Source organism: Streptomyces sp. NPDC002232, from assembly GCF_042890295.1.
Taxonomy (GTDB): Bacteria; Actinomycetota; Actinomycetes; order Streptomycetales; family Streptomycetaceae; genus Streptomyces.
On sequence record NZ_JBIARV010000005.1, the window covers coordinates 821,824 to 847,284 of the forward strand.

The window sequence follows — 25,461 nt, forward strand, 5'->3', positions numbered from 1 at the left end:
AAGCCCGTGCGCACTCTCCGATGGGCGCAGCGCGCCCTGATCGTTCTCGTCGCGACCCTCCCCCTGCTCGTCGTGACCCTCGCCTGCGTCCCCGCCCTGCTCGTCCTGCCCTTCCGCCGGGACCGGGCGGCACACGCCCGGGCGATGGTGCGTCAGCTCAGCGCGTGGACTCGGGTCCTGCTGCTGTCGAGTCGCGAGCGTTAATGACTTTGATCGGATAACTTCCGGTCGTGAACACTTCTGTACGAAAAATGGCGGTGCTCGGTCTTCTGGGCACCGCCCTCGTCGGCTGCGGCACCCAGCCGGCCGAGCCCCCGGAGCCGCACGCGAAGGCCACCGCTCTGTCGACCGCGGGCCCGGACGGCACCCGGAGCCCCTCGTCCCGCCCCAGCGCCGCCGCACCCGGTCCGAAGCCCGCGCGCGTCCCCGCCGCCCCGCCCACCATGGCGCCCGGGCCCGGCGGCCTCACCCCCGTGTACACGCACCGCGCCAAGGGCGCCGAGAAGGTCGTCGCGCTCACCTTCGACGCCGACATGACGGCCGATCAGGGTCCCCGCGCCGCCGGCGGCGAGCACTTCGACAACCCGGAGCTCATCGCGACCCTGCGCCGGCTCAAGGTGAACGCGACCGTGTTCATGACCGGCCGCTGGGCGGAGGAGTACCCCGACCAGGCGAAGTCGATCGGCGGCGACCCGCGCTTCGAGATCGCCAACCACTCCTTCAGCCACTACGCCTTCGCGTCCCCCTGTTACGGCCTGCCGACCGTCCCCGGACCCGACATGGCCGCCGACGTGCAGCGCGCCTTCGACGCCTTCCGGGACGCCGGGGCCGTCAACGTCGTCCCGTACTTCCGCTTCCCCGGCGGCTGCTACGACGACGCGGCCCTGCGCGCCCTCGCGCCCGCCGGGGTCACCGCCGTCCAGTGGGACGTGGTCAGCGGCGACGCCTTCGCGACGGACGCGGACGCCGTCGCCGAGCAGGTCCTCGACGGGGTGAAGCCCGGCTCCCTCGTCGTCATGCACTGCACCCGCAGCGCCGCGCCCGTCACCGAGCGGGCGATCCGACGGATCGTCCCGGAGCTCCGCGCCCGCGGCTACCGCTTCGTGAAGGTCTCGGAGCTCATGAGCCGCTGACCCGCGCTCACTCCAGGCGGGCCGTCGCCCGGCACGACAGGACCGCCGTCGCCGCCGCGAGGAGCAGCGCGCCGCCGCAGGCGAGCCAGGGCGGGCCGACCTCCGCCGTACGAGCCCCGGTCACCAGGGCGGTCGTCGCCTGCTTCGCCGGGGAGCCGGTCGTCACGAGCGCGAGGAGCGAGCCCAGCACGAGCGCGGCGAGCGACCAGCCGGGGGCCCGCGCGAAGGGGCGCGAGGCCAGCGCCCCCACGACGGCGCCCGTCAGCGCGCAGGCCAGTGCCGCGAGCAGCCCCGCGCGGAGCGCGGCGAGCGGGTCGACCCCGCGCCGGTCACCGGTCGCCGTCACCCCGAGGACCGCGACCGCACCGACGAGGACCGGCCAGCCGGCCCCGGTGAGCAGCGCCGCGAGATGGGCGCGGCCCTGCCCGGCCGCCGCCGCGACCACGCTCCGGGCGGCGGGCGGCTCCTGGGTGAGGCAGATCCGCACGGACCAGGCCGACACCGGGAGCAGGGCGGCGGCGGTGAGGCCGAGCGCGCCGAGCACCGGTTCGCCGACCTGGACGCCGACGCCGATGAAGGCGGCGTACAGGAGGAGGGGCGCCAGCCAGCGCTGGGAGCGGAGCAGCAGACCCGACTGGTAGCGCAGGAGCGCCGTCATGCCCGTACGCCTTCGGTGTCGAGGTGGTGGATGTGCCAGGAGGCGTCCAGGAGCGCGCCGAGCAGGGCGTCGGAGTGCGCGGGATCCACGGTGAGCAGGGTGGTGCCGTCGGGTCCGGGGGTGACCGCGGGCGCGCCGGGCAGCGGCGCGGGAAGCGCCCGGGCCCCGGAGGCCACGATCCGTACGGCGGTCGCGCCGGAGCCCGGGGCGGGGCCGCGGGCGGGCGGCGCGGTCTCCCGGAGCTGCTCCACCCGGCCGTCCGCCACCCCGTACACCACCGTCGCCTCCCCCTTCAGACGCCGGGGGTCGTGGTCGACGAAGACGACCGTCGCGCCCTCCGCGAGGCGTTCGCGGACGGCCGCGTCCAGGGTGGCGCGGGCGCCGGTGTCCAGGCCGGTCCAGGCCTCGTCGAGGACGAGCAGGGCCGGATCGGCGAGGAGCGCCTGGGCGACGGCCACCTTCTGGCCGGTGCCCTTGGAGAGCTCCGCGAGTCCGGTCGCGGCGTGCCCGGCGGCTCCGAAGCGCTCCAGCCACTCCCCCGCCCGGGCACGCGCCGCCGCCCGGCCGAGGCCCTGGACGCGTCCGAGGTGGACCAGGTAGTCGAGGGCCGTGAAGGGCAGGGCGACGGGGAAGCGCTCGGGGACGTACGCGGTGCGGGCCGGCCGGCCCGTGACACGGCCCTCGGTGGGCGCGTCGACGCCCGCGAGCAGCCGGAGCAGCGTGGACTTGCCCGTGCCGTTGGTGCCGGTGACCCGGACCAGGGCGGCGGCCGGCAGGCCCAGCGAGACCTCCCGCAGCACCCAAGGACCGCGCACGCCGTGCCGCCGCCCGACGTGCTCCAGCCTCAATTCGACGCGTGCTTCTGCGGGGTCAGCTCGCTCGGCCGGACCACGACGAAGCCCTGTCCCTCCAGCTTGAGCTGCACCGCCTCGCCGGAGCCGCCGCGCATCATCGAGCCGAGGGACTGCGAGCGGTGCAGGGAGGTGTGGAGCTGCTCGCTCCAGCCCACGATCGCGTCGGTGTCGACGTACACCGGGGCCTGGGGGGTGACGGGGATGACGATCGGATTGCCCTCGCACATCAGGGCGATCTTGCCGTGGCCGGAGAAGACCGAGTTGAAGATGCCGCCGCCGGTCATGCCGGCGCCCTTCACGGTCCGGATCTCGTAGCGGAGGGTCGAGTCGAAGCAGAGGACGTTGCGGCCGTTGACGGTGAAGGCCTCGCCCTGTTCGACCTCGACGATGAAGCAGTTCTGCGCCTCGTGCGCGAACCAGGCCTCCCCCTGGCCGCGCACGGCCATCAGCGCCAGGCCCTCGCCGGTGACGGCCCGCTTGAGCAGGCCGCCGATGCCCTGGCCCTTGCGCTCGAACTGGAGGTCGCCGCGGAAGGCGATCATCGAACCCTGACGGGCGTGCATCTCGCCGTTCACCGTGTACTTGACGGACTTCGCGTTCTGGAGGGTCATGCCGGGGAACGTCGCCGTCTCGGCGAGGTGCTCGCCCGCGAAAAGATCACTCTTCATGGGGGCATCCTGGCCCGGAAGCGATGGTTCCCACAAGAAACCATCGTGACGGCGGTGGCAGACTTGGCGGGTGAGCAGCAACGACACCGATCTCCGCGACGAGAAGCCCCAGTTCGTCCTCCCCCTGGTCGTCCGGATCGAGCGCGACGCGCCCCCGGCCCGTACCGACGCCCTGGAGACCGCGGCCCGGGCCGTCCTGGAGGTCCTCACCGACGACCGCTCCCTCGGCGAGGGCGAGTGGGCGGAGGCGATCACCGACTGGCAGGACGCCCGCATCCGCAAGGTGGTGCGCCGGGCGCGCGGCGCCGAGTGGCGCCGCGCGAACACCCTGCCGGGCATCACGGTCACCGGCGCGGAGGCCGAGGTGCGGGTCTTCCCGCCGGTCCCGCTCGACGGCTGGCCGAAGGACCTCGCCAAGCTCCAGGTGTCGGGCACCGATCTCGACGACCCGGCCGCCCCCGGTCCCGTACCGGAGGGGGCGGCCGTGCTCTGGCTCAATCCGGACCTCGACATGTCGGCCGGCAAGGCGATGGCGCAGGCCGGCCACGGGGCGCAGCTGCTGTGGTGGGCGATGTCCGGGGCCGACCGGAAGGCGTGGCACGAGGCGGGGTTCCCGCTCGCGGTGCGGACCGCGACGGCCGAGGACTGGGCGGGCCTGACGTCGAGCGGCCTGCCGGTCGTCCGCGACGCGGGCTTCACGGAGATCGCCCCCGGCTCGTGCACGGTCGTGTCCGCCTTCCCGAACCTCAAATGAAGCTCTGAACGTCCCCCTCCCGGGGTTCGGACGTGCCCGCGTGGGCCATCACGTGAGGGACTGAGGACCGAAGGAGGGGGACATGACGGAACTCGGCATCGGCATCGGGTGGCGTCCGGAGATCGCCGGGGCGGTGGAGGCACTGCCCGGCGTCGACTGGGTGGAGGTCGTCGCGGAGAACCTCTGCGCGGACCACCTGCCCGACTCGCTGGCCCGGCTGCGCGAGCGCGGCGTCACGGTCGTGCCGCACGGCGTCTCGCTGGGGCTCGGCGGCGCGGACCGGCCGGACCCGGCCCGGCTCGCGGCGCTCGGGGAGAAGGCCGTGGCCCTGGGGGCGCCGCTGGTCACGGAGCACATCGCGTTCGTACGGGCCGGGGGGCCGCTCACCGCGACCCCGCTGCTCGAAGCGGGTCACCTGCTGCCCGTGCCCCGGACCCGGGACGCCCTCGACGTGCTCTGCGAGAACGTGCGGATCGCGCAGGACGCGCTGCCCGTCCCGCTCGCCCTGGAGAACATCGCGGCCCTCGTCTCCTGGCCGGGCGAGGAGATGACAGAGGGGCGCTTCCTGGCGGAACTGGTGGAGCGCACGGGGGTGCGGCTCCTCATCGACGTCGCCAACCTGCACACCAACCACGTGAACCGGGGCGAGGACCCGGCCCGTGCCCTGTCCGAGCTGCCGGTCGAGGCGATCGCGTACGTGCACGTGGCGGGCGGGGTCGAGCGGGACGGCGTCTGGCACGACACCCACGCCCACCCGGTGCCGCCCGCGGTCCTCGACATCCTGGCGGACCTCGCGTCCCGGGTGTCCCCGCCGGGGGTGCTCCTGGAGCGGGACGACGACTTCCCGCCGGCGGAGGAGCTGGCGGCCGAACTGGAGGTCGTCCGGACCGCCCTGGGCCCGCGCTCCACCGGGGCGGGACGGGTGGGCACCGCGCACCGGCACGGCGCCCGGCCGCTGGTGCCCTCGCCCCGTCGAGCCCCGCTCCTGATCGGAGCCGGGGCCAGGGTCTCCGGAGGCCCCATGCCCGGTCCGACGCCCGCCACCGACGCCGCCGGCCCGGCCCCTGCCCCTGCCCAGGACCCGGACCCCGGCGCGGCGCCCGTCACCGAGGCCCCCGCCCCTGCCTCCGTCTCTGCCCCCGCCCCGCGCACGGCCGCGCGCCAGCGCCTCGCCGTCCGCCAGGCCTCCCTCCTGTCCGCGCTCGTCTCCGGGACCCCCGTGCCCGAGGGCTTCGACACCCGGCGGGTCGGGATCCAGAGCCGCGCGCTCGCCGCCAAGCGCGCCGGGGTCGTCGCCAAGGTCGCGCCGGAGCTCCCGGAGATCCTCGGCGGCGGCTACCGGCCCGCGTTCCTCGCGTACGCCCGCTCCCGCCCCATGACCGGCGGCTACCGCCGGGACGCCCTCGACTTCGTCGAGCACCTGCTGCTGGCCGGACGCCCGGAGGACCCGACGGCGCGGCGGGAGCTCACGGAGTGGTGGCAGGACCGTTCCGGCAGCCGCCCGCCCGGCCGCGCCACCCGGCTCGTGCGAGCCGCCCGCCACGCCCTCGTACGGAGATGACCATGGACCTGCTCCTCACCCTCGTCCACCTCGTGGGCGCCGCCGGCATCGCCCTCGTCGTCCTCCGAGTCGTCCGGACACGCGGCGGCAGCGGCGGGCCGGTCCACGACCGGTACGAGGTGGCGTTCCTCAACGGCGGCCCGGCGCGGGTCGTGGACACCGCCCTCGTCGCGCTCCGGACGGACGGCAGGCTCGCGATCGGCGGCCCCGGAATCGTCGCGGTCGTCCGTCCCACCGCGCACGACCCGGTGGAGCGCGCCGTCCTCCAGGAGCACGCCGCCGCCCCGCACGGGGCCCTGCACCACCTGCGGCTCGGTGTGATGCGGCACCCGGCGGTCCAGGAGATCGGCGACGCGCTCGCGGCGCGCGGTCTCGTGGTCCCCCCGGCGACGCGGCGGACCACGGCCCGCTGGTGCGCCGCCCTCGTGGTGACGGCGTTCGTGCTCTTCCCGGTCTCGATCGTCATCACGGTGGTCGACTTCTCGTCCGCCCCGGAGTTCCGGCTGCCCTTCGTCTTCAAGGTGGCGCCCCTCCTCATGGCCGCGCTGATCACCGGCATCGTCTGCGGGGCGGTCTCCGCCCGGCAGGTCACCTCGGCCGGGCGTCGCGCGGTCCGCGCGTACGCGAGGGACCACGGCGCCGTCCCGGACGCGGGCCTGCTCGTGGCGCTGCACGGGCTGCGGGCCGTGCCCGACCCGCTGCTCCGGGAGCAGCTCGTCGCCGCCGCCCGCTTCTACGCGCCGCCGCGACGGCGGAACCAGCGCGGCCGGAGGCCCGCCGCCGCCTCGCACTTCTCGTCCTCGGACGCGGCCGTGCTCGGGGTGGCGACCGAGTGGTGCGCGACCCAGAGCTCCTGCGGAGGGGGCGGCGGCTCCTCCTGCTCGGGCGGGGGCGGCTCGTGCTCGTCCGGGGCCTGCTCCTCCGGCTCGTCCTGCTCGTCGGGGTCTTCCTGCTCGTCGGGCTCGTCCTGCTCCTCGGGCTCGTCCTGCTCCAGCTCCAGCAGCTCGTGCTCCAGCTCCAGCTCCAGTTCCTGTTCGAGTTCCAGCAGCTGAGCGGCCATTCGGGTGGCGGGCCCGCCCGCGCCGACGTACAACCGGGACATGGTCTGGGTTCCGCTCCTCCTGGTGGCGTGCGTGGCGGCCGGTGCCGGCTGCGTGCGGGTCTGCCGCGCCGCGCTCGCGGCGGCCCGTCCGCGGGAGGTCCCCTGCGGTGCGGAGGACCTCACCGTGTGCGAGGCGGCCTACCTCTCCGGGGGGCCGCTGCGGGTCACCGACCTGACCCTGGTGTCGATGCACCGGGCGCGGCGGCTGCTGCTGGCCCACACGGGCTGGGCCACCGTCGTGGACGCCTCGGGCGGCGGTGACGGGCTGGAGCGCGCGGTGCTGGGTGCCATCGGTCCGGGCGGGCAGTCACCGGTTTGGGCCGTGCGTCCGGTGGTGGCCGCCGCCGAGTCCGTACGCCTCCTCGCGGACGGTCTCGTCGAGCGGGGCCTCGCCGTGCCGGAGGAGGGGCGGCGGGCGCTCGCCGCCGGAGTGCGGGCGGCGCGGGCCGGGTTCCTGCTGACGCTGGCGCTCGGGACGGTCGCGGCGCTGCTGGTGCCGGAGGGCGGACGGGGCCCGGTCGTCGCCGCCTTCGCGCTGCCGCTGACCGGCTCGGGGCTCTGCCTGCTGATCGGGCTGGTCGAGGTGTTCCCGTACACCCGCTGGGCGTCGCCGGCCGGGCAGCGGCTGCTCGCCGGCCTCTCGCGGGCCGATCCGCTCACGGCGCTCGCGACGCGCGGTCCCGCCGTGCTGGAGCCGGAGCTCCGCGCGGCTCTCAAGGGGTGGGAAGGGCCCCGGAAATGACGCCGGTGCGGCGCGCGAGACGCGCGCCGCACCCGGAGCCGGACCCGGTGTCGCTGGAGCGGCGGACGATGGCGCCGTCCGCCGTCTGATCTTCCGGGTCGAGGGGTGGCGCGCCCGGCCGGAAGCCGGGCGCGGCACCAGGTTCGTACGGGGCCGTCAGGCCAGGCCCGCCACCAGGTCGGCGACGCTCCTGCGGCGGCCCGTGTAGAAGGGGACCTCTTCACGGACGTGCATCCGCGCCTCGGAGGCGCGCAGGTGGCGCATGAGGTCGACGATGCGGTGCAGCTCGTCGGCCTCGAAGGCGAGGAGCCACTCGTAGTCGCCGAGCGAGAAGGAGGCGACCGTGTTGGCACGGACGTCGGGGTAGCCGCGGGCCATCTTGCCGTGGTCCGCGAGCATGCGGCGGCGGTCCTCGTCCGGCAGCAGGTACCAGTCGTAGGAGCGCACGAAGGGGTACACCGAGACGTAGTCGCGCGGGTTCTCGTCGGCCAGGAAGGCCGGGATGTGCGACTTGTTGAACTCGGCGGGGCGGTGCAGCGCCATGTTCGACCAGACCGGCTCCAGAGCGCGGCCCAGCTTCGTACGGCGGAAGAGGTTGTACGCCTCCTGGAGCTCGTCGCTCGTCTCGGCGTGCCACCAGATCATCACGTCGGCGTCGGCGCGCAGACCGGACAGGTCGTACGTGCCGCGGACGGTGATGTCCTTGGCGGCGAGCTGGTCGAACAGCTCCTGGACCTCGTCGGCGTAGCCCGCGCGGTCGTCGGGGAGAACGTCGCGCAGCTTGAAGACGGACCACAGGGTGTAGCGGATGACCTCGTTGAGGTCCTTCGCCTTCTTACCGGCGTTCGGGATCTTTTCGGGCGCACTCATGCGCCTATTCTCGCCCGTCACAGGGAGTGCCCCGCACCGGGGTCGGTCCTTTTCGACGTGGCGATGATCTCGTCGGCGGCGCGGTGGGCCGAGGCGACGCAGGCGGGGATGCCGACGCCGTCGTAGGCCGCGCCCGCGAGACGCAGTCCGGGGAGGGCGGCGACGGCCTCGCGGACCCGGGCGACGCGGGCCAGGTGGCCGACCGGGTACTGGGGCAGCCCGGCGTTCCAGCGGGTGACCGTGCTCGCGACCGGGCGGGCGGCGAGGCCGGTGGCGGCGGCGAGGTCCTTGAGGGAGGCGGCGACGAGGTCGGAGTCGTCGCGGCGGACCTGGTGCTCCTCGCCGTGCCGGCCGACGGAGGTGCGCAGGACGAACAGGTCGGGGGCGGCGTCGGCGACCCACCGCCACTTCTGCGCGGAGAAGGTGGAGGCCTTGATGGTGTGGCCGTCGACGGGCGGCACCAGGAACCCGGATCCGGCGAGGGCGGGCACGTCGGAGCGGCGGAAGGCGAGGGTGACGAGCGCCATGGAGGCGTAGTCGATCGCGTCGAGCACGGCCGCCGCGGACGGCGCGTGGCCGCCGAGGAGTCCGCCGGCGACACCGGCGGGGGCGGCGAGGACGACGGCGTCGGCGTCGAAGGTCCGGTGCGGGGTGACGACCTGCCAGCCGGTGGCGCCGGTGCGGACGAGCGCGGTCACGGGCGTTCCGGTGTGGATCTCGCCGCCCGCGGCGCGGATCGCGTCGGCGACCGCGCCGGGCAGGGTGCCGACGCCGCCCTCGATGCCGAGGAAGACGGAACCGCCGAGGCCGGTGGCGCCGCCCGCCGCGTCGGCGGGGGTGGCGGCGCCGGCCCGCTGGACGGCGTGGACGGCCGAGGTGAGCGTGGGGTGGACGCGGGCGGCCTCGAAGAGGGCGGGGACGGCGGCCTTCATCGAGATGCGGTGGGCGTCTCCGGCGTACACCCCGCCGAGGAGGGGCTCGACGAGCCGGTCGACGACCTCGTGGCCCATGCGGGCGGCGACGTACGCGCCGATGGCGATGTCCTCGCCGATCTCGGTGGGCGGCAGCTCCAGGTCGGCGCCGACACGGCGGACGCCCTCCTCCGAGAGGAGCCCCCCGACGGCGGCGGGGTCGCCGGGGACGCCCATGACGTGCCCCTTGGGCATGGGGACGAGCTCGCCCCGGGACCAGACGGACGCGGTGGTCGTCGCCGGGGCCTGGAGCCGGTCCCCGAGGCCCACGGCCCGGGCGAGGGCGACGGCCTCGGGGCGGCGGGCGAGCAGCGACTCGGCTCCGAGGTCGACGGGGGCGCCCGCGATCTCCCCGGCGAGGAGCTTCCCGCCGAGCCGGGAGTCCGCTTCGAGGAGGGTCACCCGGTGGCCGGCGAGGGCCAGCCGGTGGGCGGCCGCGAGGCCGGCGATGCCACCCCCGGCGACGACGGCGTGAGGCCCGGCGTGGTGTCCCGTGATGTCCGCGTTCATGGCACCACTCTCTCAAATGCCCGGCCCGCTCCCGTTCCGAGGCCGGACCGTGACCGCATCGCTACCGCGGAACGGCAACCCGCGCCGGGGGCCCGTACGTCCAACGGGCATCACTCACCACCACCACTGGGGGGACGCTCGTGCGCACGGCGAGAAAGAGAACGGCGGCCGCGGTCCTGCTGACGGCCGCGCTGGCCCTGACCGGCTGCGGGGCCGGGTCCGGGGGCTCCGCGTCGGACGGCAAGGCGGACGCGGCGGCGAAGCCCGCCGAGGCGGGCCGGGAGGGGGCCGCCGACGGCAGTGCCGGCTCGGGCGCCGCCGGGAAGCCCGCGGCGAAGGCGCCGGAGCAGAAGCACGTCATCCGCACCGCCGAGCTCTCCGTCGAGGTGAAGGACGCGGCGAGGGCGCTGACCGACGCCCGGCGCGCCGCGGTGGACGCGGGCGGGCGCGTGGAGAACGAGTCCACGCAGCGGGTCGACGGCACGTCGCTCACCTCGCAGATCGTGCTCCGGGTGCCGCAGGAGAGGTACGACTCCGTGCTCGCCGCGCTCTCGGGCGCCGGAAAGCTGCTCGACCGCAGGGCGGACGCCAAGGACGTCACCGACCAGGTGGTGGACGTGGACAGCCGGATCGCCACCCAGCGGGCCAGCGTGGCGCGGGTGCGGGCGCTGATGAACCGGGCGGAGCAGCTGTCCGACGTCGTGACCCTGGAGAGCGAGCTGAGCCGCCGCCAGGCGGACCTGGAGGCGCTCCTCGCCCAGCAGGCCTCGCTGAAGGACCGGACGTCGCTGGCGACGATCACCCTCCACCTCTCCGAGGCGGAGAAGGCGGCCCCGGAGGAGCCGGTGGAGGAGGAGGGCCGCCCCGGCTTCGGCGAGGCCCTCGGCGGCGGGTGGAACGCCCTGGTGGGCGTGGCGGCCTGGATCGGGATCGTGCTGAGCGCGCTGGCCCCGTGGCTCGTGGTGGCGCTGATCGGCTTCCTGCTGTGGCGCCGTCTCGTCCGCCCGCGCCTCGCGGCCCGGTCCCGGGACCGGGGCCCCGAGGTCCTGCCGGACTCCCCCGTGCGGAACGCCGCCGGGGCGGCCGTGGCGCCCGGGGCGACGAAGGCGCCGCAGCCCCGGGAGGCCCCCGAGAAGTAGCGTCCTCCCATGAGCGAACGACTGGTGGTCATCGGGGGCGACGCGGCGGGCATGTCCGCCGCGTCGCAGGCGCGCAGGCTGAAGGGCCCCGGGGAGCTGGAGATCGTCGCGTTCGAGCGCGGGCACTTCTCCTCGTACTCGGCCTGTGGCATCCCGTACTGGATCGGCGGGGACGTCGCCACCCGCGGGCAGCTGATCGCCCGCTCGCCGGAGGAGCACCGGGCCCGTGACATCGGCCTGCGCACCCGGACCGAGGTGACGGAGATCGACGTCCCCGGGCAGCGGGTGCGGGCCCGGGACCTGGAGGCCGGTACGGAGGCGTGGACGGGCTTCGACCAGCTGGTGATCGCGACCGGGGCCCGGCCGCTGCGCCCGCCGGTCCCGGGGATCGACGCGCCCGGCGTGCACGGGGTGCAGACCCTCGACGACGGGCAGGCGCTGCTCGACGCGCTGTCCGGGACGCCGGGGCGGCGGGCCGTCGTCGTGGGCGCCGGGTACATCGGGGTGGAGATGGCGGAGGCCCTGCTGCACCGGGGGTACGAGGTGACGGTCCTGACCCGGGGCGAGCAGCCGATGGCCACGCTCGATCCGGACATGGGCCGGCTGGTGCACCGGGCGATGGACGCCCTGGGGATCAGGACGGTCGTCTCGTCGCCGGTGACGGAGGTCCTGACCGGCCCGGACGGCCGGGTGCGGGCGGTGGCGACGGACGCGGCGGAGTATCCGGCGGACGTGGTGGTGCTGGGCACGGGCGTGGTGCCGGAGACCTCGCTGGCGCGGGCGGCGGGGCTGCCGCTCGGGGCGTACGGCGGACTGCTCACCGATCTGGCGATGCGGGTGCGGGGCCACGGGAACATCTGGGCGGGAGGTGACTGCGTGGAGGTCCTGGACCTGGTCTCGGGGCGGGAGCGGCACGTGCCGCTGGGCACGCACGCCAACAAGCACGGTCAGGTGATCGGCTCGAACGCCGGCGGCGGGTACGCGACCTTCCCGGGCGTGGTGGGCACGGCGGTGTCCAAGGTGTGCGACCTGGAGATCGCGCGGACGGGTCTGCGGGAGCGGGACGCGCGGGAGGTGGGGCTGCGGTTCGTGACGGTGACGGTCGAGTCGACGAGCCGCGCGGGCTACTACCCGGGGGCGGCGCCGATGACGGTGAAGATGCTGGCCGAGCGGCGGACGGGACGGCTGCTCGGGGTGCAGATCGTGGGCCGGGAGGGAGCGGCGAAGCGGGTGGACGTCGCGGCGGTGGCGCTCACGGCGGGGATGACGGTGGAGGGGATGACGGCGCTGGACCTGGGCTACGCGCCGCCGTTCTCGCCGGTGTGGGACCCGGTCCTGGTCGCGGCGCGCAAGGCCGTGGCGGCGGTCCGCGCGGCGGGCTGAGACGGCGCACGCCTCCGCCCGGCGGGGGCGGAGGCGTGCGCGGGACGCGGCGGAGCGGTCAGACGGCCGTGCGGGTGTGCACGTACTCGACGAGCCGGGACAGGGCGTCGGGGTCCATGGCCGGCATGACGCCGTGGCCCAGGTTGAAGACGTGGCCCTCCAGGCCCTCGGCCGCGGCCAGGACCTCGTCGGTCTTGGCCTCCACGACCTCGGTCGAGGCGAAGAGCACGGCGGGGTCCAGGTTGCCCTGGAGCGCCTTGCCGGGGCCGACGCGGCGGGCGGCCTCGTCGAGCGGGACGCGCCAGTCGACGCCGACGACGTCCGCGCCGGCCTCGCCCATGAGGCCGAGGAGCTCGCCGGTGCCGACGCCGAAGTGGATGCGCGGGACGCCGTAGCCGGCGACCGCGTCGAACACCTTGGTGGAGGCGGGCATGACGGAGCGGCGGTAGTCGGCCGGGGCGAGGGCGCCGACCCAGGAGTCGAAGAGCTGCACGGCGGAGGCGCCGGCCTCGATCTGCACCTTGAGGAAGGTCGAGGTGATCTCGGCGAGGCGGTCGAGCAGGTCGGCCCAGAGCTGCGGGTCGCCGTACATGAGCGCCTTGGTGTGCTCGTGGCTGCGGGACGGGCCGCCCTCGACGAGGTAGCTCGCGAGGGTGAAGGGCGCGCCGGCGAAGCCGATGAGCGGGGTGTCGCCCAGTTCCTCGGTGAGCATGCCGATGGCCTCGGTGACGTAGTGGACGTCCTCGGGGGTGAGGTCGCGCAGCCGGGCCAGGTCGGCGCGGGTGCGGATGGGGTCGGCGACGACCGGGCCCACACCGGGCTTGATGTCGAGGTCGAGGCCGATGGCCTTGAGGGGGACGACGATGTCGCTGAAGTAGATGGCGGCGTCGACCTTGTGGCGGCGCACCGGCTGGAGCGTGATCTCGGTGACCAGCTCGGGCCGCATGCACGACTCCAGCATGGGGATGCCCTCGCGGACCTTCAGGTACTCGGGGAGCGAGCGCCCGGCCTGCCGCATGAACCAGACGGGGGTGTGCGGCACCGGCTCGCGTCGGCACGCCTTGAGGAACGCGGAGTCGTACGTCCGCGACTGCTGCTTCGTCTGCTGGCCCGTGGGGCGGTCATTGGCACTCACGCCCAGAATCTTCGCATGTGGCGGGAAGCCGCTCGTCCGGGCCGGGTGTCCCTCCCTGCGTGGAGGCCCCGTTCCGCCTACTCTTCCCCGCATGGCTGCGGCTCAGGGACATTTTTCCGATCATTCCGACGGCGATCGAGGGACGGACGAAACGGCGGACAGCACGGAGACGAACCCGGTTCCGCCCGCGTTCCGGCGGGCGGTGGAGGCCTTGCGCGCGGCGAGGCTGCGGCCCGAGATCGAGGTCGACCCGACCAGGCCGCCGCAGCGCCTCGCCCCGTACGCGTACGCGGTGGAGGCGGCCGTCGTGGACGGCGAGGACGACCTGGCGGACGGGCGGCTCGTGCTGCTGCACGATCCGGACGGGCACGAGGCCTGGAAGGGAACGTTCCGTCTGGTGACCCTGGTCAGGGCGGAGCTGGAGCCGGAGATGGCCGCGGACCCGCTGCTGCCCGAGGTGTGCTGGTCCTGGCTGACCGGGGCCCTGGAGGCGCGGGGGCTGGCGTACGGGGAGGCGAGCGGGACCGTGACCATGGCGGGCTCGCACTACTTCGGCGGGCTCGCGGACCGCAGACCGGCGACGCAGATCGAGATCCGGGCGTCGTGGACCCCGCGCGAGGGGCTGGGCGGGGTGCCGGACACCGGCGCGCACCTGGCGGCCTGGTGCGACCTGCTCTGCCAGATCGCGGGGCTGCCTCCGGCGCCGGCGGATCCGGGGGCGGGGACGGTGACGGGCGCGGGGGTCGTCTCGCTGCCGCAGCGGCGGGGACCCCAGGGGGCCTGAGGACGCCCCCGCCGGGCCGTTCCGGGGTCCCTCGTGGGGGTGACAGGGCGGGGCCCGCTCGTAGGATGATCGATCACGTATCCGAATTGCCCTAATTGTTACTCACCAAATCGTGATCTTTCCCTAAAGGCGGGCGGCCCAGCTGCCGAAGGAGTGAGTGACCCCTTCACCGGGTTCGCCCCCGGCTTCCTCCCCGAGCCGGCTCCGTCCCGCACCCTTCCCCCCAGGAGGCCTGGTGTCCGTTCTCCTCGAGCAGCCCGCAAGCCTGGTCGCCTACCGCCCGAACAAGCCGACGGCCATGGTCGTCGTGGCCGACCCACGCGTCCGCTCCACCGTCACCCGCCACCTGTGGGCCCTCGGAGTGCGCGACGTGATCGAGGCGTCGTCCATCGCGGAGGCCCGTCCCCGCGTCGGCAACCCGCGCGACATCTGCGTTGCCGACGTCCACCTGCCCGACGGCAGCGGTCTGACCCTGCTGTCCGAGACCCGCGCCGCGGGCTGGCCCAACGGCCTCGCCCTCTCGGCCGCCGATGACATCGGCGCCGTACGCAACGCCCTGGCGGGCGGCGTGAAGGGCTATGTCGTCACCGGTACCCGTACCAACATCGGGCACCCCACCCGCCCCGGCGCCGCCCCCATCGGCGCCGCGGCGGCCCGCCTCGGCCACCGCCGCCCCCCGGGTGCCCCGAGCCACCCGGGCGGCTACCGCGAGCTCTCCGGCCGTGAGGTCGAGGTGCTGCGGCTCGTCGCGGAAGGCCAGTCCAACAAGGCGATCGGCGTCTCCATGGGCCTCTCGGCCCTGACCGTCAAGAGCCACCTCGCCCGCATCGCCCGCAAGCTGGGCACCGGGGACCGCGCCGGCATGGTCGCGGTGGCCCTGCGGACGGGGATCATCCACTGACGGCCGGTGGACACGGGCCCGCGCCTGTCGACGGAACGTTCCGTCGACAGGCGCTTGCCGTTCACCGATACCCTTGACACGTGACCGACGCCCAAGAGACCGCCGCAGACACAGCACTGCGCACCACCGGGGGCGGCCCCCCGGACGACGATGTCCCTGCGAATGGGCTTCCGATCCCGTTGCTGGAGCCCCGCGAGGGGATCCCTCCCGTCGTCGAGACGGAGGAGGCCCTCGCCGAGGTGATCGCCGCCTTCGCCGCCGGAAGCGGCCCCGTGGCCGTGGACGCCGAGCGCGCCTCCGGCTACCGCTACGGCCAGCGCGCCTACCTCGTCCAACTCCGCCGCGAGGGCGCGGGCACCGCGCTCGTCGACCCGGTCGGCTGCCCCGATCTCTCGGGCCTGGGCGAGGCGCTCTCCGGGACCGAGTGGATCCTGCACGCCGCGACCCAGGACCTGCCGTGCCTGCGCGACATAGGCATGCGCCCCACCTCCCTCTTCGACACCGAGCTCGCCGGACGCCTCGCGGGCTTCCCCCGGGTCGGCCTCGGCGCCATGGTCGAGTCCGTCCTCGGCTACGCCCTGGAGAAGGGCCACTCCGCCGTCGACTGGTCCACCCGCCCGCTGCCCGAGCCGTGGCTCCGGTACGCGGCGCTGGACGTCGAGCTCCTCGTCGACCTGCGGGACGCCCTGGAGAAGGAGCTCGACCGGCAGGGCAAGCTGGAGTGGGCCCACCAGGAGTTCGACGCGATCGCCTCGGCCCCGCCCGCCCCGCCGCGCAAGGACCCGTGGCGCCGGACCTCCGGCATGCACAAGGTGCGCCGCCGCCGCCAGATGGCGGTCGTACGGGAGCTGTGGACAGCCCGCGACAAGGTCGCCCAGCGCCGTGACGTCTCCCCCGGCAAGGTGCTGAGCGACGCGGCGATCGTCGAGGCCGCGCTCTCGGTGCCGGTGAACGTGGCCGCGCTCACCGCGCTGCCCGGCTTCGGCAACCGGACGGGCCGCCGTCAGCTGGAGCAGTGGCAGGCCGCGGTGGACCGGGCCAGGGCCCTCCCGGAGAGCGAGCTCCCCCAGCCCGGCCAGCAGGTCGCCGGCCCGCCCCCGCCGCGCGCCTGGGCGGACAAGGACCCCGCCGCGGCGGCCCGCCTCGCGGCGGCGCGCACGGCGGTCTCGGCGCTCGCGGAGGAGCTGAACCTCCCGCAGGAGAACCTGATCACCCCGGACACGGTGCGCCGGGTCTGCTGGGAGCCGCCGACCCCGGGCACCCCGGAGACGGTCGCCGCCGCCCTCACCGGCCACGGCGCCCGCCCGTGGCAGGTCGAACTGGTGACCCCGCTCCTGGTCGAGTCCCTGACGGCGACGGCCTGACGGCGCGCAGCACGTGACGAGAGCCCCCCGGCCACTTGCGGCCGGGGGGCTCCGCCGTTCACGACCCCCGATGAGGTGGATGTGTGCCTCGCGTCACCGGCGTCGACGGGTGGCGTTGAGGAGCTGGACGAGGACCGCAGCCGCGGCCCGGCGTCGAGCGGGGCTCGCGGACCAGACCGCCGGAAGGACCACCCCCGCGACAACGGTCATGAGCACAGACGTCAACAGCAGCCCCACCGGCAGGATCCCCGGCATGAGTTCCCCTTTCGTCCTGCGACAGCTGGTGCCGCCGCACGACACGACTGTGCTCCCACGGTCGGCCCGCACCTCCAGGCACCGAAGATCCCCGAACCACCGGGCAGTCACCCCAGGTCACACCGTAGGGTGGTGAACCGGGGGCGAAGGCGAACGAACTTCGGGGGAATTCGAGCCAGTGGACGCACCGAGCGCTGTCGTCGACTTCTGCGAGACTCTGCGACGCCTTGTCCACGGGTGCGGCGTCCAGCAGACGGACCTGGCTCGTGCACTGCACCGCGCCGATTCGACCGTCTCCGAACTCCTCAAGGGACGCCGTACCACCCCGCCGCACCTGGACCTCGTCCTGGAGATCGTGAGGTACTGCCGCGACCACGGGGGGCCACATCGTCCACCCGGGCTCTCCCTGGACCCCTCCTGGTGGCGGACCCGCCACGCCGAGCTGGAGTACGCCACCGACATCGAGCGTGCCTCCGCTCCGAAGTCGTCCCACGACCAGCCGAACGGACCCGCCTGCTCCGGTGGGACCGCGCGGCTGCCCGCGTGGCCCGCCGACCAACCGCCGCCCTGGCTGGAGACGGGCAGGCTCGACTTCGCCGTCGCGATCGACATCCTGCACCCGGGCCGCGAGCCCCGCGAGAAGATCACGGAACAGCTGCTCGAACCCTTGACGCTCACCGGCTCGGCCCCGGCGGACGTGCGCGAGCTCTTCGGTGGATACGCCGAGCGCGTCCGCGCCGCGCACGGAACCGCACGGACGGCCCTCCTCTGCGCCGCCGACGTCGTGGTTCACGTCGCCGCGTTCTGCACCGCCGTCCAGGACTCGGGGATATCCCCCGGTCCCGCGTGGGGCACGGGAAGCGCCGACCTCTCGACCGAGGTCCTCGAAGAGCTGGCCCGGGTCGAGCTGGGGTCGAGCCGGTTCCGCGAGCCCCTGGAGTTGCGGGCCGAGATCGCGGCGTCCTACGAGGCGGCAGGCGGAATCGTGCTGGCGGCAGGAGACGCACCTGATCGAGGGCCCGGGGCCCTCGCCAGTGAGGCGTTGCGCTGCTACGACCGATTACTGTCCTCGCTCACCTGGACCTGTCCCGAGCTACGGCTCACGTCCGAGACCTCGGTGGTGCCCGAGGACATGGACGAACCCGTGACCGACGGATCCGGGCTCGAGCGGCTGGGCCGCGCGCTCGCCGGATTCGCCGGCGGCGCGGCCGCCCCCGCGCGGCATTCGTCCCGTCTGCGCGCCCCCATCGCGGCCACGGAAGGTTCCGGGAGCGTCCTCCCCACCCTGGCCGAGGGGTACGTGGATCCCTCCTTCCGTATCGCGCACTACCCCGTCGACCGTGATCTGGCCAGCGACGAGTGGTGGGAGAGACAGCCGATCCGGGAGGACCTCGCCGGGTTCCTCGCCGTCCACCTGCTGACGGCCCGAGCCACGCGGGCGCCCCTTCTCGTACTCGGACATCCCGGCTCGGGAAAGTCTCTGCTCACCCGGTTGATCGCCGCGCGGTTGCCGGAGTCCGAGTTCCACTGCGTACACGTCGAGCTGCGCCACGTTTCCGCCGACGTGGGTGTACAGGAACAGATCGAGGCAGAGCTGCTCCGGACGACGGGACGGCGCACCCCGTTGCCGGACATGGCGGACCCTGAGTCAGGACGGGTACGTGTGGTACTCCTCGACGGGCTGGACGAGCTGCTCCAGGCCGGGGCCCGCCAGCTGGGCGCCCGTCGGCAGTGGAACTACCTGCGGGACGTCGAGCGAATCCAGGAGCGGGAGGCGGAATGGGGCCGGCCGACGGTCATCGTGGTCACGAGCCGCACCGTGGTCGCGGACCGGACTCACACTCCGGCAGCGACGACGGTACTGCGCCTCGAGCCCTTCGACGAGACCCGGATCAGGCGTTGGCTGACGACCTGGGAGCGGGTGAACGCGCACCTGCCCAGCACCGGAGAGGCGCGCGCGCTCACTTGGGAGGTTCTCAGCCCGCACCACGCGCTCGCGAGGCAACCGCTGCTGTTGCTGCTGCTCGCGCTGTACAACGCGGCCGGTCGTCCTCTGCGCCGAGCGACAGGCGAGGCCATGGGCCGTGTCGAACTGTACGAGAGGCTCTTGAGCGAGTTCGTACGCCGTGAGGTCGTCCGACGCGGAGGATCGCTGCCGCCTCGCGAGGAGGAGACAGCGATCGAGGAGGAACTCCTGCGTCTGGGGGTGATCGCGACAGGAATGTTCAACCGGCGGAGCCAGAGCATCATGGCGCGCGACGCCGAGCGGGACATCTGCGCGCTGCTGGGTGAGCAGGATTCGCTCCTGTTGTTCGGCCGCTTCTTCTTCGTCCACGAGGCACAGGCGGTGGCCGAACAGGAGGAGATCCGCTCGTACGAGTTCCTCCATGCCACGTTCGGCGAGTACCTGGTGGCGCGGGGGATCTGCCACGAGCTCCGGCGGGTGCTCGGGGGCGCCGCGCGCACCGAAGGGGTGGAGGCGGACGACGGCCGGCTGCGCGCCTTGCTCTCGCCCGTGCCGCTCACGGACCGCGCCGAGATCCTGAGCGACGCGAAGGAACTGCTGCACCGGGGTGTGGCGGGGCGACCCGTCGATCTGCTCGAGTTGCTCCGAGGACTCTTCGCGCGGGTGCTCGCAAGCGACGAGGACGACAGAGGTGACCCCGGACTTCCGTACCGGCCGCTGCGTCAGAGCCGGGTGGAGCGCGACGCCGTGTACACGGCGAACCTGCTTCTGCTCGCTGTTCTGTGCGCGGGCGAGGAGGGTCTTGAGGCATCCGGGTTCCTGTCGGCGGACGTGCCGGTGGAGCGGTGGTGGCGGTGCGCCCATCTCTGGCGCTCGCAGCTCGGGCAGGCGTCCTGGTCGGCGTTCAGCCAGACGCTCGCCGTACAGCAGAGGTTCAGCGATACCGACGGCGTCACCCCGCGGGACCTGTGGCTCTCCCTTGGGCGCGGCCCAGATCCTGACGCGGGACGCTCCCTGTCGCGCCGCCCGGCAGGCCGCCCGCGGTCTTACCGAGGCCAGCCGAGCCTGGACATGACAGAGATCGTCCGGCGGATCTCCTTCTTGGGCGACACCGAGGCGGCACACCTCCTGCACACGGTCCTCCCCGTGCTCGAACGGTTCCCGGGAACGATGGACACCTACCACCTGGACGCGTCCGGTTCGGTGCGGGCCGTGTCCCATGTGCTGCTCGTGCTGGCCTGCCGCGCAGACGAGCGTCCGGAGGCTTTGACGGCCGCGTACGAGGGTGCGGCCTCGGCACTGCACCTGCTGCCCGACGACAGCGTGTCGCGGGTGATCGACATTCTGGCGCCGCTCCTCGCGAGAGATGCCCGACGGCTGCGGGGGCGCACCGTCCTCGCCGTGCTGAAGACCCTTACGTCCCCGGTTTCGGGCCGCCCGGCCCCGAATGTGGGGACCGCGACCTGGGCGACCCTGCTCGCCTGTGCGGAGGAACAGGCAGGACGGGACGACGTTCCGGCGGACGACCTGGGGCAGGTCATCACGCGGCTGGGGCTGCTGTTGGCGCACGATGACGCAGGAAGTCCCGGCCACGGGGACCTGCGCCGTGCACCACGCGGACTGGCGACCGCACTGCGCGAGGCCGGAAGCACTCGGCTGTGGTTCTGGACCTCGTCCGGTCGCCTGCCCGAGGCGCGGCTCCTCGACGAGGCACGTGAGGCAGCCGACCGAGTCCCGGGCCAGGCGCGCTCGCCCGAGACGTTGGTCGGCGCCCTGAGGCTGGCAAGGGAGCTGGGCAGGGACGACTGGCTGGCCGAGCACGCGGAGCCGCTGCTGCGCACCCTCGGACCCGCGTCTCTCGGACTCCTCCGCCCCTCCGACGTGGATTTTCTGCGCCCGCTGGTCGCGGACGCGGGGCTCTTGGCCGTCTTCCACAGGATCGAGGAAGTGTGGCGGGGGCGGCGGGCCTCCGGGTAACGGAGAACGGGTCGTGAACCAGCTCCCGGGGTGTGACCTTCACCGCTTGGCCCCCAAGGGGTGGGCAGCCTGGTTACCCACAAGTAGCATGGGGGAGCAAGCGCGCGCTTAGGCGTGGGCCGCAGCAGCAGTGCCATCCCGCACCCTGGAGGAGAGCCATCGTGCCTCGTACCGTCAGGGACGTCGTCTTCGTCGACGGCGTCCGCACCCCGTTCGGCAAGGCGGGCCCGAAGGGCATCTACCACGAGACCCGCGCCGACGACCTCGTCGTCAAGGCCATCCGGGAGCTGCTGCGCCGGAACCCGGGCCTCGACCCCGCGAAGATCGACGAGGTCGCCATCGCCGCGACCACGCAGATCGGCGACCAGGGCCTGACCCTCGGCCGTACGGCGGGCATCCTCGCCGGGCTGCCGCAGTCGGTGCCGGGCTACTCCATCGACCGCATGTGCGCCGGTGCGCTCACGGCCGTGACGAGCGTCGCCGGTTCGATCGCCTTCGGCGCGTACGACGCCGTCATCGCCGGGGGCGTCGAGCACATGGGCCGCCACCCCATGGGCGAGGGCGTCGACCCGAACCCGCGCTTCGTGTCGGAGAAGCTCGTCGACGAGTCCGCCCTCTTCATGGGCATGACCGCCGAGAACCTGCACGACCGCTACCCGAGCATCACCAAGCAGCGCGCCGACGAGTACGCCGTGCGCTCGCAGGAGAAGGCCGCCAAGGCGTACGCCGACGGCAAGATCCAGCAGGACCTGGTGCCGGTCTCGGTGCGCCGCACCGACGCCTCCACCGGCGAGACCGGCTGGGGCCTGGTCACCGCCGACGAGCCGATGCGCCCGGGCACCACCCTGGAGTCGCTCGCCGGCCTGAAGACGCCCTTCCGCGTCCACGGCAACGTCACCGCGGGCAACGCGGCCGGCCTCAACGACGGCGCCACCGCCTCGATCATCGCCTCCGAGGACTTCGCCCGGGAGCACGAGCTCCCGGTCAAGATGCGCCTCGTGTCGTACTCCTTCGCCGGCGTCGAGCCCGAGGTCATGGGCTACGGCCCGATCCCGGCCACCGAGAAGGCCCTCGCGCAGGCCGGCCTGTCCATCGAGGACATCGGCCTCTTCGAGATCAACGAGGCCTTCGCGGTCCAGGTCCTCGCCTTCCTGGAGCACTACGGCATCGCGGACGACGACGCCCGTGTGAACCAGTACGGCGGCGCGATCGCCTACGGTCACCCGCTCGCCTCCTCCGGCGTCCGCCTGATGACGCAGCTGGCCCGCCAGTTCGAGGAGAACCCGCAGGTCCGCTACGGCCTCAACACCATGTGCGTCGGCTTCGGCATGGGCGCGACGGTCATCTGGGAGAACCCCCACTGGGAGGGCAAGTGAGCACCACCGCCGAACTTCTGAAGGGCGCCGCCGAGCTCTTCCCGGACGAGGTCGTCACCAGCGCCCACGTACGGCACTTCGAACTGCCCGCGGGTGCGGGCCGGTTCGCGCTGATCACGCTGGACAACGGCTTCGACCACACCAAGCCGACCACCTTCGGCCCGCAGTCCCTCGCCAACCTGAACACGGCGATCGACCAGGTCGAGGCCGAGGCCGCGAACGGTGACATCGTCGGCGTCGGCATCACCGGCAAGCCGTTCATCTTCGCCGTCGGCGCCGACCTCAAGGGCGTCGAGCTCCTGAAGAAGCACGACGAGGCGCTCGCCATCGGCAAGGGCGGCCACGACGTCTTCAAGCGCCTCTCCGCGCTCGCCGTGCCGACCTTCGCGTACTACAACGGCGCGGCCATGGGCGGCGGCGTCGAGGTCGGTCTGCACTGCACCTACCGCACCGTGTCGAAGGCCCTGCCGGCCTTCTCGCTGCCCGAGGTCTTCCTCGGCCTGGTGCCCGGCTGGGGCGGCTGCGCGATCCTGCCGAACCTGATCGGCGCCGAGAAGGCCGTCTCGGTCATCATCGAGAACTCGCTGAACCAGAACCGCCAGCTCAAGGGCAAGCAGGTCTTCGAGCTCGGCATCGCCGACGCGCTCTTCGAGGGCGCCGACTTCCTGGAGCGCTCGCTCGTCTGGACCGCCGGTGTCCTCAACGGCTCCGTCGCCGTCGAGCGCCCCGAGGTCGACCGCGGCGAGGCCTGGGACCAGGCCGTCGCCAAGGGCCGCGCCATCGCCGACTCCAAGGTGCACGGCGCCGCCCCGGCCGCCTACCGCGCCCTCGAGATCATCGAGGCCGCCAAGGACGGCGACCTTCAGAAGGGCTTCGACGCCGAGGACCAGGCCCTCGCGGACCTGATCATGGGCGGCGAGCTGCGCTCCGGCATCTACGCCTTCAACCTGGTGCAGAAGCGCGGCAAGCGCCCCGCCGGTGCCCCGGACAAGTCGCTGGCCCGCCCGGTCACCAAGGTCGGTGTCGTCGGCGCCGGTCTGATGGCCTCCCAGCTGGCCCTGCTCTTCCTGCGCCGCCTGGAGGTGCCGGTCTTCCTGACCGACATCGACCAGGAGCGCGTCGACAAGGGCGTGGGCTACGTCCACGCCGAGATCGAGAAGCTGCTCGGCAAGGGCCGCATCAACCAGGACAAGGCCAACCGCCTCAAGGGCCTGGTCTCCGGCGTCCTGGACAAGGCCGAGGGCTTCGCGGACGCGGACTTCATCATCGAGGCCGTGTTCGAGGAGATGTCCGTCAAGCAGAAGGTGTTCGCGGAGGTCGAGGCGGTCGCCCCGGCGCACGCGATCCTCGCCACCAACACCTCCTCGCTCTCCGTCTCGGAGATGGCCTCCAAGCTCCAGCACCCGGAGCGCGTGGTCGGCTTCCACTTCTTCAACCCGGTCGCGATCCTCCCGCTCCTGGAGATCGTCCGCGGCGAGCAGACCGACGACGCCTCCCTGGCCACCGCCTTCGGCGTCGCCAAGAAGCTGAAGAAGACCGCGGTCCTCACCAAGGACGCCCCGGCGTTCGTCGTGAACCGCATCCTGACCCGCTTCATGGGCGAGATCCAGAACGTCATCGACGAGGGCACCTCCGTCGAGACGGCCGAGAAGGCCATCGAGCCCCTCGGTCTGCCGATGTCGCCGCTGGTGCTCCTGGAGCTCGTCGGCCCGGCGATCGGTCTGCACGTCTCCGAGACCCTGAACCGCTCCTTCCCCGAGCGCTTCACCGTCTCGCCGAACCTCAAGCGCGTCGTCGAGGCCGGCAAGCGCGGCTTCTACGTCTACAACGCCGAGAACGGCTTCAAGCCGGAGCTCGACCCGGAGGTCGCCGCCCTCCTCGTCCAGGGCGACTCCGTCCTGACCGAGGAGCAGGTCCGCGACCGCGTCCTGGACGCGGTGGCGCAGGAGATCGGCCTGATGCTGGAGGAGGGTGTCGTCGCCGAGGCGCAGGACATCGACCTCTGCCTGATCACCGGCGCGGGCTGGCCCTTCCACCTGGGCGGCATCACGCCGTACCTGGACCGTGAGGGCGTCTCCGAGCGCGTCAACGGCAAGCCGTTCCTGGCGCAGGGCGTCGCGAGCGTCCCGGCGTAACACCCGGACGTCATGACGACGGCCCCGGCACCTCGCACAGGTGCCGGGGCCGTTCCCGTTCCGCGGGGAGGGGGCGTCACCCTATGGAGCGCCAGCCCTCCAGCAGGAGCCCCTCGGCGTCCACCTTCTGACGGGTGGTGACCGGCGTGCCCCCGTCGGCCACGGACATCGCGACGAGACCGCCGTCGAGGCCCCGGGTGAGAGCGGTGGCCAGGCTCCCCTGCCGCTCCCCCGTCTCCGACCAGCTCAGCCCCTCGGCCTCCTGCTCGCTGGGGTACGCGGCGAGGGCGAGGCGGCCGTCGTCGGACTGCTGGGCCAGGACCGTGCAGTCGAAGCCGTCGATGAGGCAGCGGGTGGCGGAGAGGCGTCCGGCGCCGACGGCCTTGCCGAGCGGGGTGGGCGCCTGCTCGCGCTCCGGCGACCAGGCGGTGACCTGGTTCTCCTGGTCGAGGTAGAAGAGCGTCACGTGCCCGGAGGGCCCGGTGACGGCCGCGAGGGTGCCCATGGTGACCGAGGCGGGCAGGAGCTCCTCGCGGACCGGCTTCGCGCCGGCCTCGCGCTGGACGTAGCGGACGAGGCCCTTGGCGTGCGAGCTGTAGAGCTCGACGAGACCGGAGCCGTTGGTGACGGCGACCGGCGAGGGGTCGGTCTTCGACCCCTTCAGGTCCCACCAGGGGTGCCAGCCGCCCGCGTCCTTCTGCGCCCGGACGCTGAGGCCGCCGCCGCCGTTCCGTACGAAGGCGTAGACGCGGCCCTGGGCGTCCACGGCGACGGCCGGGTTGCCCATCCAGGGACCCTTGCCGTTCGAGTGGCCCAGGGAGCGCCAGGGGGCCGCGGGGCGGCCCGTCTGGAACTGGACGGCGTGCACCAGCTCGACGTGGCCCTCCTCGCCGCCCGTCGGCCGCAGACCGACGAGGTGGACGTACCGGTCGGCGCCCTGGCCGACGGCGAGGAACGGGGTGAGGCCGTCGCCGCCGAGGGAGACGGGGCCGCTCCAGCCCCCGTCGGGCTCCTCCGTCCAGCGCACCACCTCGCCGTCCCGGGGCAGGTAGGCGCTGAACCGGCCCTCCTCCCCTCTGGTCAGCCAGCCGCCCTGGAGCACGGGGGCGGCGGGGCCGTGGGCACGGTCGGTGGGGGCCTGGGATCGGTTCGCCATGAGGGGATCCAGCACTCCGGTCGTCGGGAGGAGTTCGGGTACGAACCGACTGTAGTCGCCCTCCCGG

The 25,461-nt window shown here is 73.8% G+C and carries 21 protein-coding genes; 14 read left to right on the top strand and 7 right to left on the bottom strand.

Translation table 11 applies throughout. The features are described from left to right. Window positions 1-6: 6 nt before the first annotated feature. Entirely contained in the window at window positions 7-204 is a 198-nt protein-coding gene (locus ACFYXU_RS26840; RefSeq protein WP_376508948.1) for a hypothetical protein, read from the top strand. Window positions 205-251: 47 nt separating this feature from the next. Continuing rightward, on the top strand, window positions 252-1,133 hold the full coding sequence (locus ACFYXU_RS26845; RefSeq protein WP_376509016.1) for a polysaccharide deacetylase family protein: 882 nt from the start codon (window positions 252-254) through the stop codon (window positions 1,131-1,133). Window positions 1,134-1,140: 7 nt separating this feature from the next. Here the strand turns inward: ACFYXU_RS26845 and ACFYXU_RS26850 are convergent, their stop codons facing one another. From ACFYXU_RS26850 to ACFYXU_RS26860, 3 genes are read right to left on the bottom strand one after another with little or no spacing between them, the layout of a single operon-like run. Beyond that, a complete protein-coding gene (locus tag ACFYXU_RS26850; protein ID WP_389460323.1) occupies window positions 1,141-1,791 on the bottom strand; it encodes an ABC transporter in 651 nt (216 codons plus the stop codon). After that, the gene (locus ACFYXU_RS26855) at window positions 1,788-2,639 is read right to left on the bottom strand and encodes an ATP-binding cassette domain-containing protein (RefSeq protein WP_389408527.1); all 852 of its coding nucleotides are present in this window, start codon (window positions 2,637-2,639) and stop codon (window positions 1,788-1,790) included. Before ACFYXU_RS26855 ends, ACFYXU_RS26850 begins: the two co-directional genes overlap by 4 nt. After that, a complete protein-coding gene (locus ACFYXU_RS26860; RefSeq protein ID WP_376508942.1) occupies window positions 2,636-3,313 on the bottom strand; it encodes an AIM24 family protein in 678 nt (225 codons plus the stop codon). Before ACFYXU_RS26860 ends, ACFYXU_RS26855 begins: the two co-directional genes overlap by 4 nt. Window positions 3,314-3,383: 70 nt before the next feature. Between ACFYXU_RS26860 and ACFYXU_RS26865 the strand changes: the two genes are divergently transcribed. The 4 genes from ACFYXU_RS26865 to ACFYXU_RS26880 all read left to right on the top strand — a co-directional run bounded on the left by ACFYXU_RS26865 (window position 3,384) and on the right by ACFYXU_RS26880 (window position 7,472). After that, complete coding sequence (locus tag ACFYXU_RS26865) at window positions 3,384-4,067, top strand: peptidyl-tRNA hydrolase (RefSeq protein ID WP_376508940.1); 684 nt, start codon at window positions 3,384-3,386, stop codon at window positions 4,065-4,067. 82 nt (window positions 4,068-4,149) lie between these two features. Further along, window positions 4,150-5,628 (top strand): DUF692 family multinuclear iron-containing protein, encoded by a 1,479-nt coding sequence (locus ACFYXU_RS26870; RefSeq protein ID WP_389460326.1) that lies wholly within the window; start codon window positions 4,150-4,152, stop codon window positions 5,626-5,628. A gap of 2 nt (window positions 5,629-5,630) precedes the next feature. Further along, entirely contained in the window at window positions 5,631-6,680 is a 1,050-nt protein-coding gene (locus tag ACFYXU_RS26875) for a TIGR04222 domain-containing membrane protein (protein ID WP_389460328.1), read from the top strand. A 48-nt stretch (window positions 6,681-6,728) separates the two neighbouring features. Beyond that, the gene (locus tag ACFYXU_RS26880; protein WP_389460330.1) at window positions 6,729-7,472 is read left to right on the top strand and encodes a TIGR04222 domain-containing membrane protein; all 744 of its coding nucleotides are present in this window, start codon (window positions 6,729-6,731) and stop codon (window positions 7,470-7,472) included. Window positions 7,473-7,628: 156 nt separating this feature from the next. Here the strand turns inward: ACFYXU_RS26880 and hemQ are convergent, their stop codons facing one another. Both hemQ and hemG read right to left on the bottom strand, forming a co-directional pair. Further along, entirely contained in the window at window positions 7,629-8,342 is a 714-nt protein-coding gene (hemQ, locus tag ACFYXU_RS26885; RefSeq protein WP_329857108.1) for a hydrogen peroxide-dependent heme synthase, read from the bottom strand. Between the two features lie 17 nt (window positions 8,343-8,359). Continuing rightward, a complete protein-coding gene (gene hemG, locus ACFYXU_RS26890) occupies window positions 8,360-9,823 on the bottom strand; it encodes a protoporphyrinogen oxidase (RefSeq protein WP_389408523.1) in 1,464 nt (487 codons plus the stop codon). A gap of 140 nt (window positions 9,824-9,963) precedes the next feature. On the opposite strand from hemG, the gene ACFYXU_RS26895 reads away from it, so the two are divergent. Both ACFYXU_RS26895 and ACFYXU_RS26900 read left to right on the top strand, forming a co-directional pair. Continuing rightward, on the top strand, window positions 9,964-10,962 hold the full coding sequence (locus ACFYXU_RS26895) for a DUF4349 domain-containing protein (protein WP_389408522.1): 999 nt from the start codon (window positions 9,964-9,966) through the stop codon (window positions 10,960-10,962). 9 nt (window positions 10,963-10,971) lie between these two features. Then, on the top strand, window positions 10,972-12,345 hold the full coding sequence (locus ACFYXU_RS26900; RefSeq protein ID WP_329857111.1) for an FAD-dependent oxidoreductase: 1,374 nt from the start codon (window positions 10,972-10,974) through the stop codon (window positions 12,343-12,345). 58 nt (window positions 12,346-12,403) lie between these two features. Here ACFYXU_RS26900 and hemE read toward each other — a convergent pair whose 3' ends face one another. Next, window positions 12,404-13,480 (bottom strand): uroporphyrinogen decarboxylase, encoded by a 1,077-nt coding sequence (gene hemE, locus ACFYXU_RS26905; protein ID WP_329857113.1) that lies wholly within the window; start codon window positions 13,478-13,480, stop codon window positions 12,404-12,406. A gap of 91 nt (window positions 13,481-13,571) precedes the next feature. Here hemE and ACFYXU_RS26910 point away from each other — a divergent pair, with 91 nt between their 5' ends. From ACFYXU_RS26910 to ACFYXU_RS26935, 6 genes are all read left to right on the top strand, one after another. Beyond that, window positions 13,572-14,264: a DUF3000 domain-containing protein gene (locus ACFYXU_RS26910; RefSeq protein ID WP_329857114.1), complete on the top strand. Its 693-nt coding sequence runs from the start codon at window positions 13,572-13,574 to the stop codon at window positions 14,262-14,264. 235 nt (window positions 14,265-14,499) lie between these two features. After that, window positions 14,500-15,165, top strand: a complete 666-nt coding sequence (locus ACFYXU_RS26915) for a response regulator transcription factor (protein ID WP_015037008.1) — start codon at window positions 14,500-14,502, stop codon at window positions 15,163-15,165. Between the two features lie 80 nt (window positions 15,166-15,245). Continuing rightward, the gene (locus tag ACFYXU_RS26920; RefSeq protein WP_389408520.1) at window positions 15,246-16,529 is read left to right on the top strand and encodes a ribonuclease D; all 1,284 of its coding nucleotides are present in this window, start codon (window positions 15,246-15,248) and stop codon (window positions 16,527-16,529) included. A 610-nt stretch (window positions 16,530-17,139) separates the two neighbouring features. Then, complete coding sequence (locus ACFYXU_RS26925) at window positions 17,140-20,727, top strand: NACHT domain-containing protein (protein ID WP_389460559.1); 3,588 nt, start codon at window positions 17,140-17,142, stop codon at window positions 20,725-20,727. Between the two features lie 161 nt (window positions 20,728-20,888). Beyond that, a complete protein-coding gene (locus ACFYXU_RS26930) occupies window positions 20,889-22,103 on the top strand; it encodes an acetyl-CoA C-acyltransferase (RefSeq protein WP_329857117.1) in 1,215 nt (404 codons plus the stop codon). Then, a complete protein-coding gene (locus ACFYXU_RS26935) occupies window positions 22,100-24,238 on the top strand; it encodes a 3-hydroxyacyl-CoA dehydrogenase NAD-binding domain-containing protein (RefSeq protein WP_389460333.1) in 2,139 nt (712 codons plus the stop codon). The genes ACFYXU_RS26930 and ACFYXU_RS26935 overlap by 4 nt, the downstream gene beginning before the upstream one ends. A gap of 76 nt (window positions 24,239-24,314) precedes the next feature. On the opposite strand, the gene ACFYXU_RS26940 is transcribed toward ACFYXU_RS26935, so the two are convergent. Continuing rightward, window positions 24,315-25,394 carry a hypothetical protein gene (locus ACFYXU_RS26940; protein WP_376508924.1) on the bottom strand — a complete coding sequence of 360 codons (1,080 nt, stop codon included), beginning with the start codon at window positions 25,392-25,394 and terminating at the stop codon, window positions 24,315-24,317. Window positions 25,395-25,461: the final 67 nt, after the last annotated feature.

Coding starts and splice junctions, on each gene's coding strand:
- ACFYXU_RS26880 (WP_389460330.1), top strand. CDS start 6,729: ATGGTCTGGGTTCCGCTCCTCCTGGTGGCGTGCGTGGCGGCCGGTGCC.
- ACFYXU_RS26870 (WP_389460326.1), top strand. CDS start 4,150: ATGACGGAACTCGGCATCGGCATCGGGTGGCGTCCGGAGATCGCCGGG.
- ACFYXU_RS26845 (WP_376509016.1), top strand. CDS start 252: ATGGCGGTGCTCGGTCTTCTGGGCACCGCCCTCGTCGGCTGCGGCACC.
- ACFYXU_RS26850 (WP_389460323.1), bottom strand. CDS start 1,791: ATGACGGCGCTCCTGCGCTACCAGTCGGGTCTGCTGCTCCGCTCCCAG.
- hemQ (WP_329857108.1), bottom strand. CDS start 8,342: ATGAGTGCGCCCGAAAAGATCCCGAACGCCGGTAAGAAGGCGAAGGAC.
- ACFYXU_RS26900 (WP_329857111.1), top strand. CDS start 10,972: ATGAGCGAACGACTGGTGGTCATCGGGGGCGACGCGGCGGGCATGTCC.
- ACFYXU_RS26860 (WP_376508942.1), bottom strand. CDS start 3,313: ATGAAGAGTGATCTTTTCGCGGGCGAGCACCTCGCCGAGACGGCGACG.
- ACFYXU_RS26910 (WP_329857114.1), top strand. CDS start 13,572: ATGGCTGCGGCTCAGGGACATTTTTCCGATCATTCCGACGGCGATCGA.
- ACFYXU_RS26875 (WP_389460328.1), top strand. CDS start 5,631: ATGGACCTGCTCCTCACCCTCGTCCACCTCGTGGGCGCCGCCGGCATC.
- hemG (WP_389408523.1), bottom strand. CDS start 9,823: ATGAACGCGGACATCACGGGACACCACGCCGGGCCTCACGCCGTCGTC.
- ACFYXU_RS26940 (WP_376508924.1), bottom strand. CDS start 25,394: ATGGCGAACCGATCCCAGGCCCCCACCGACCGTGCCCACGGCCCCGCC.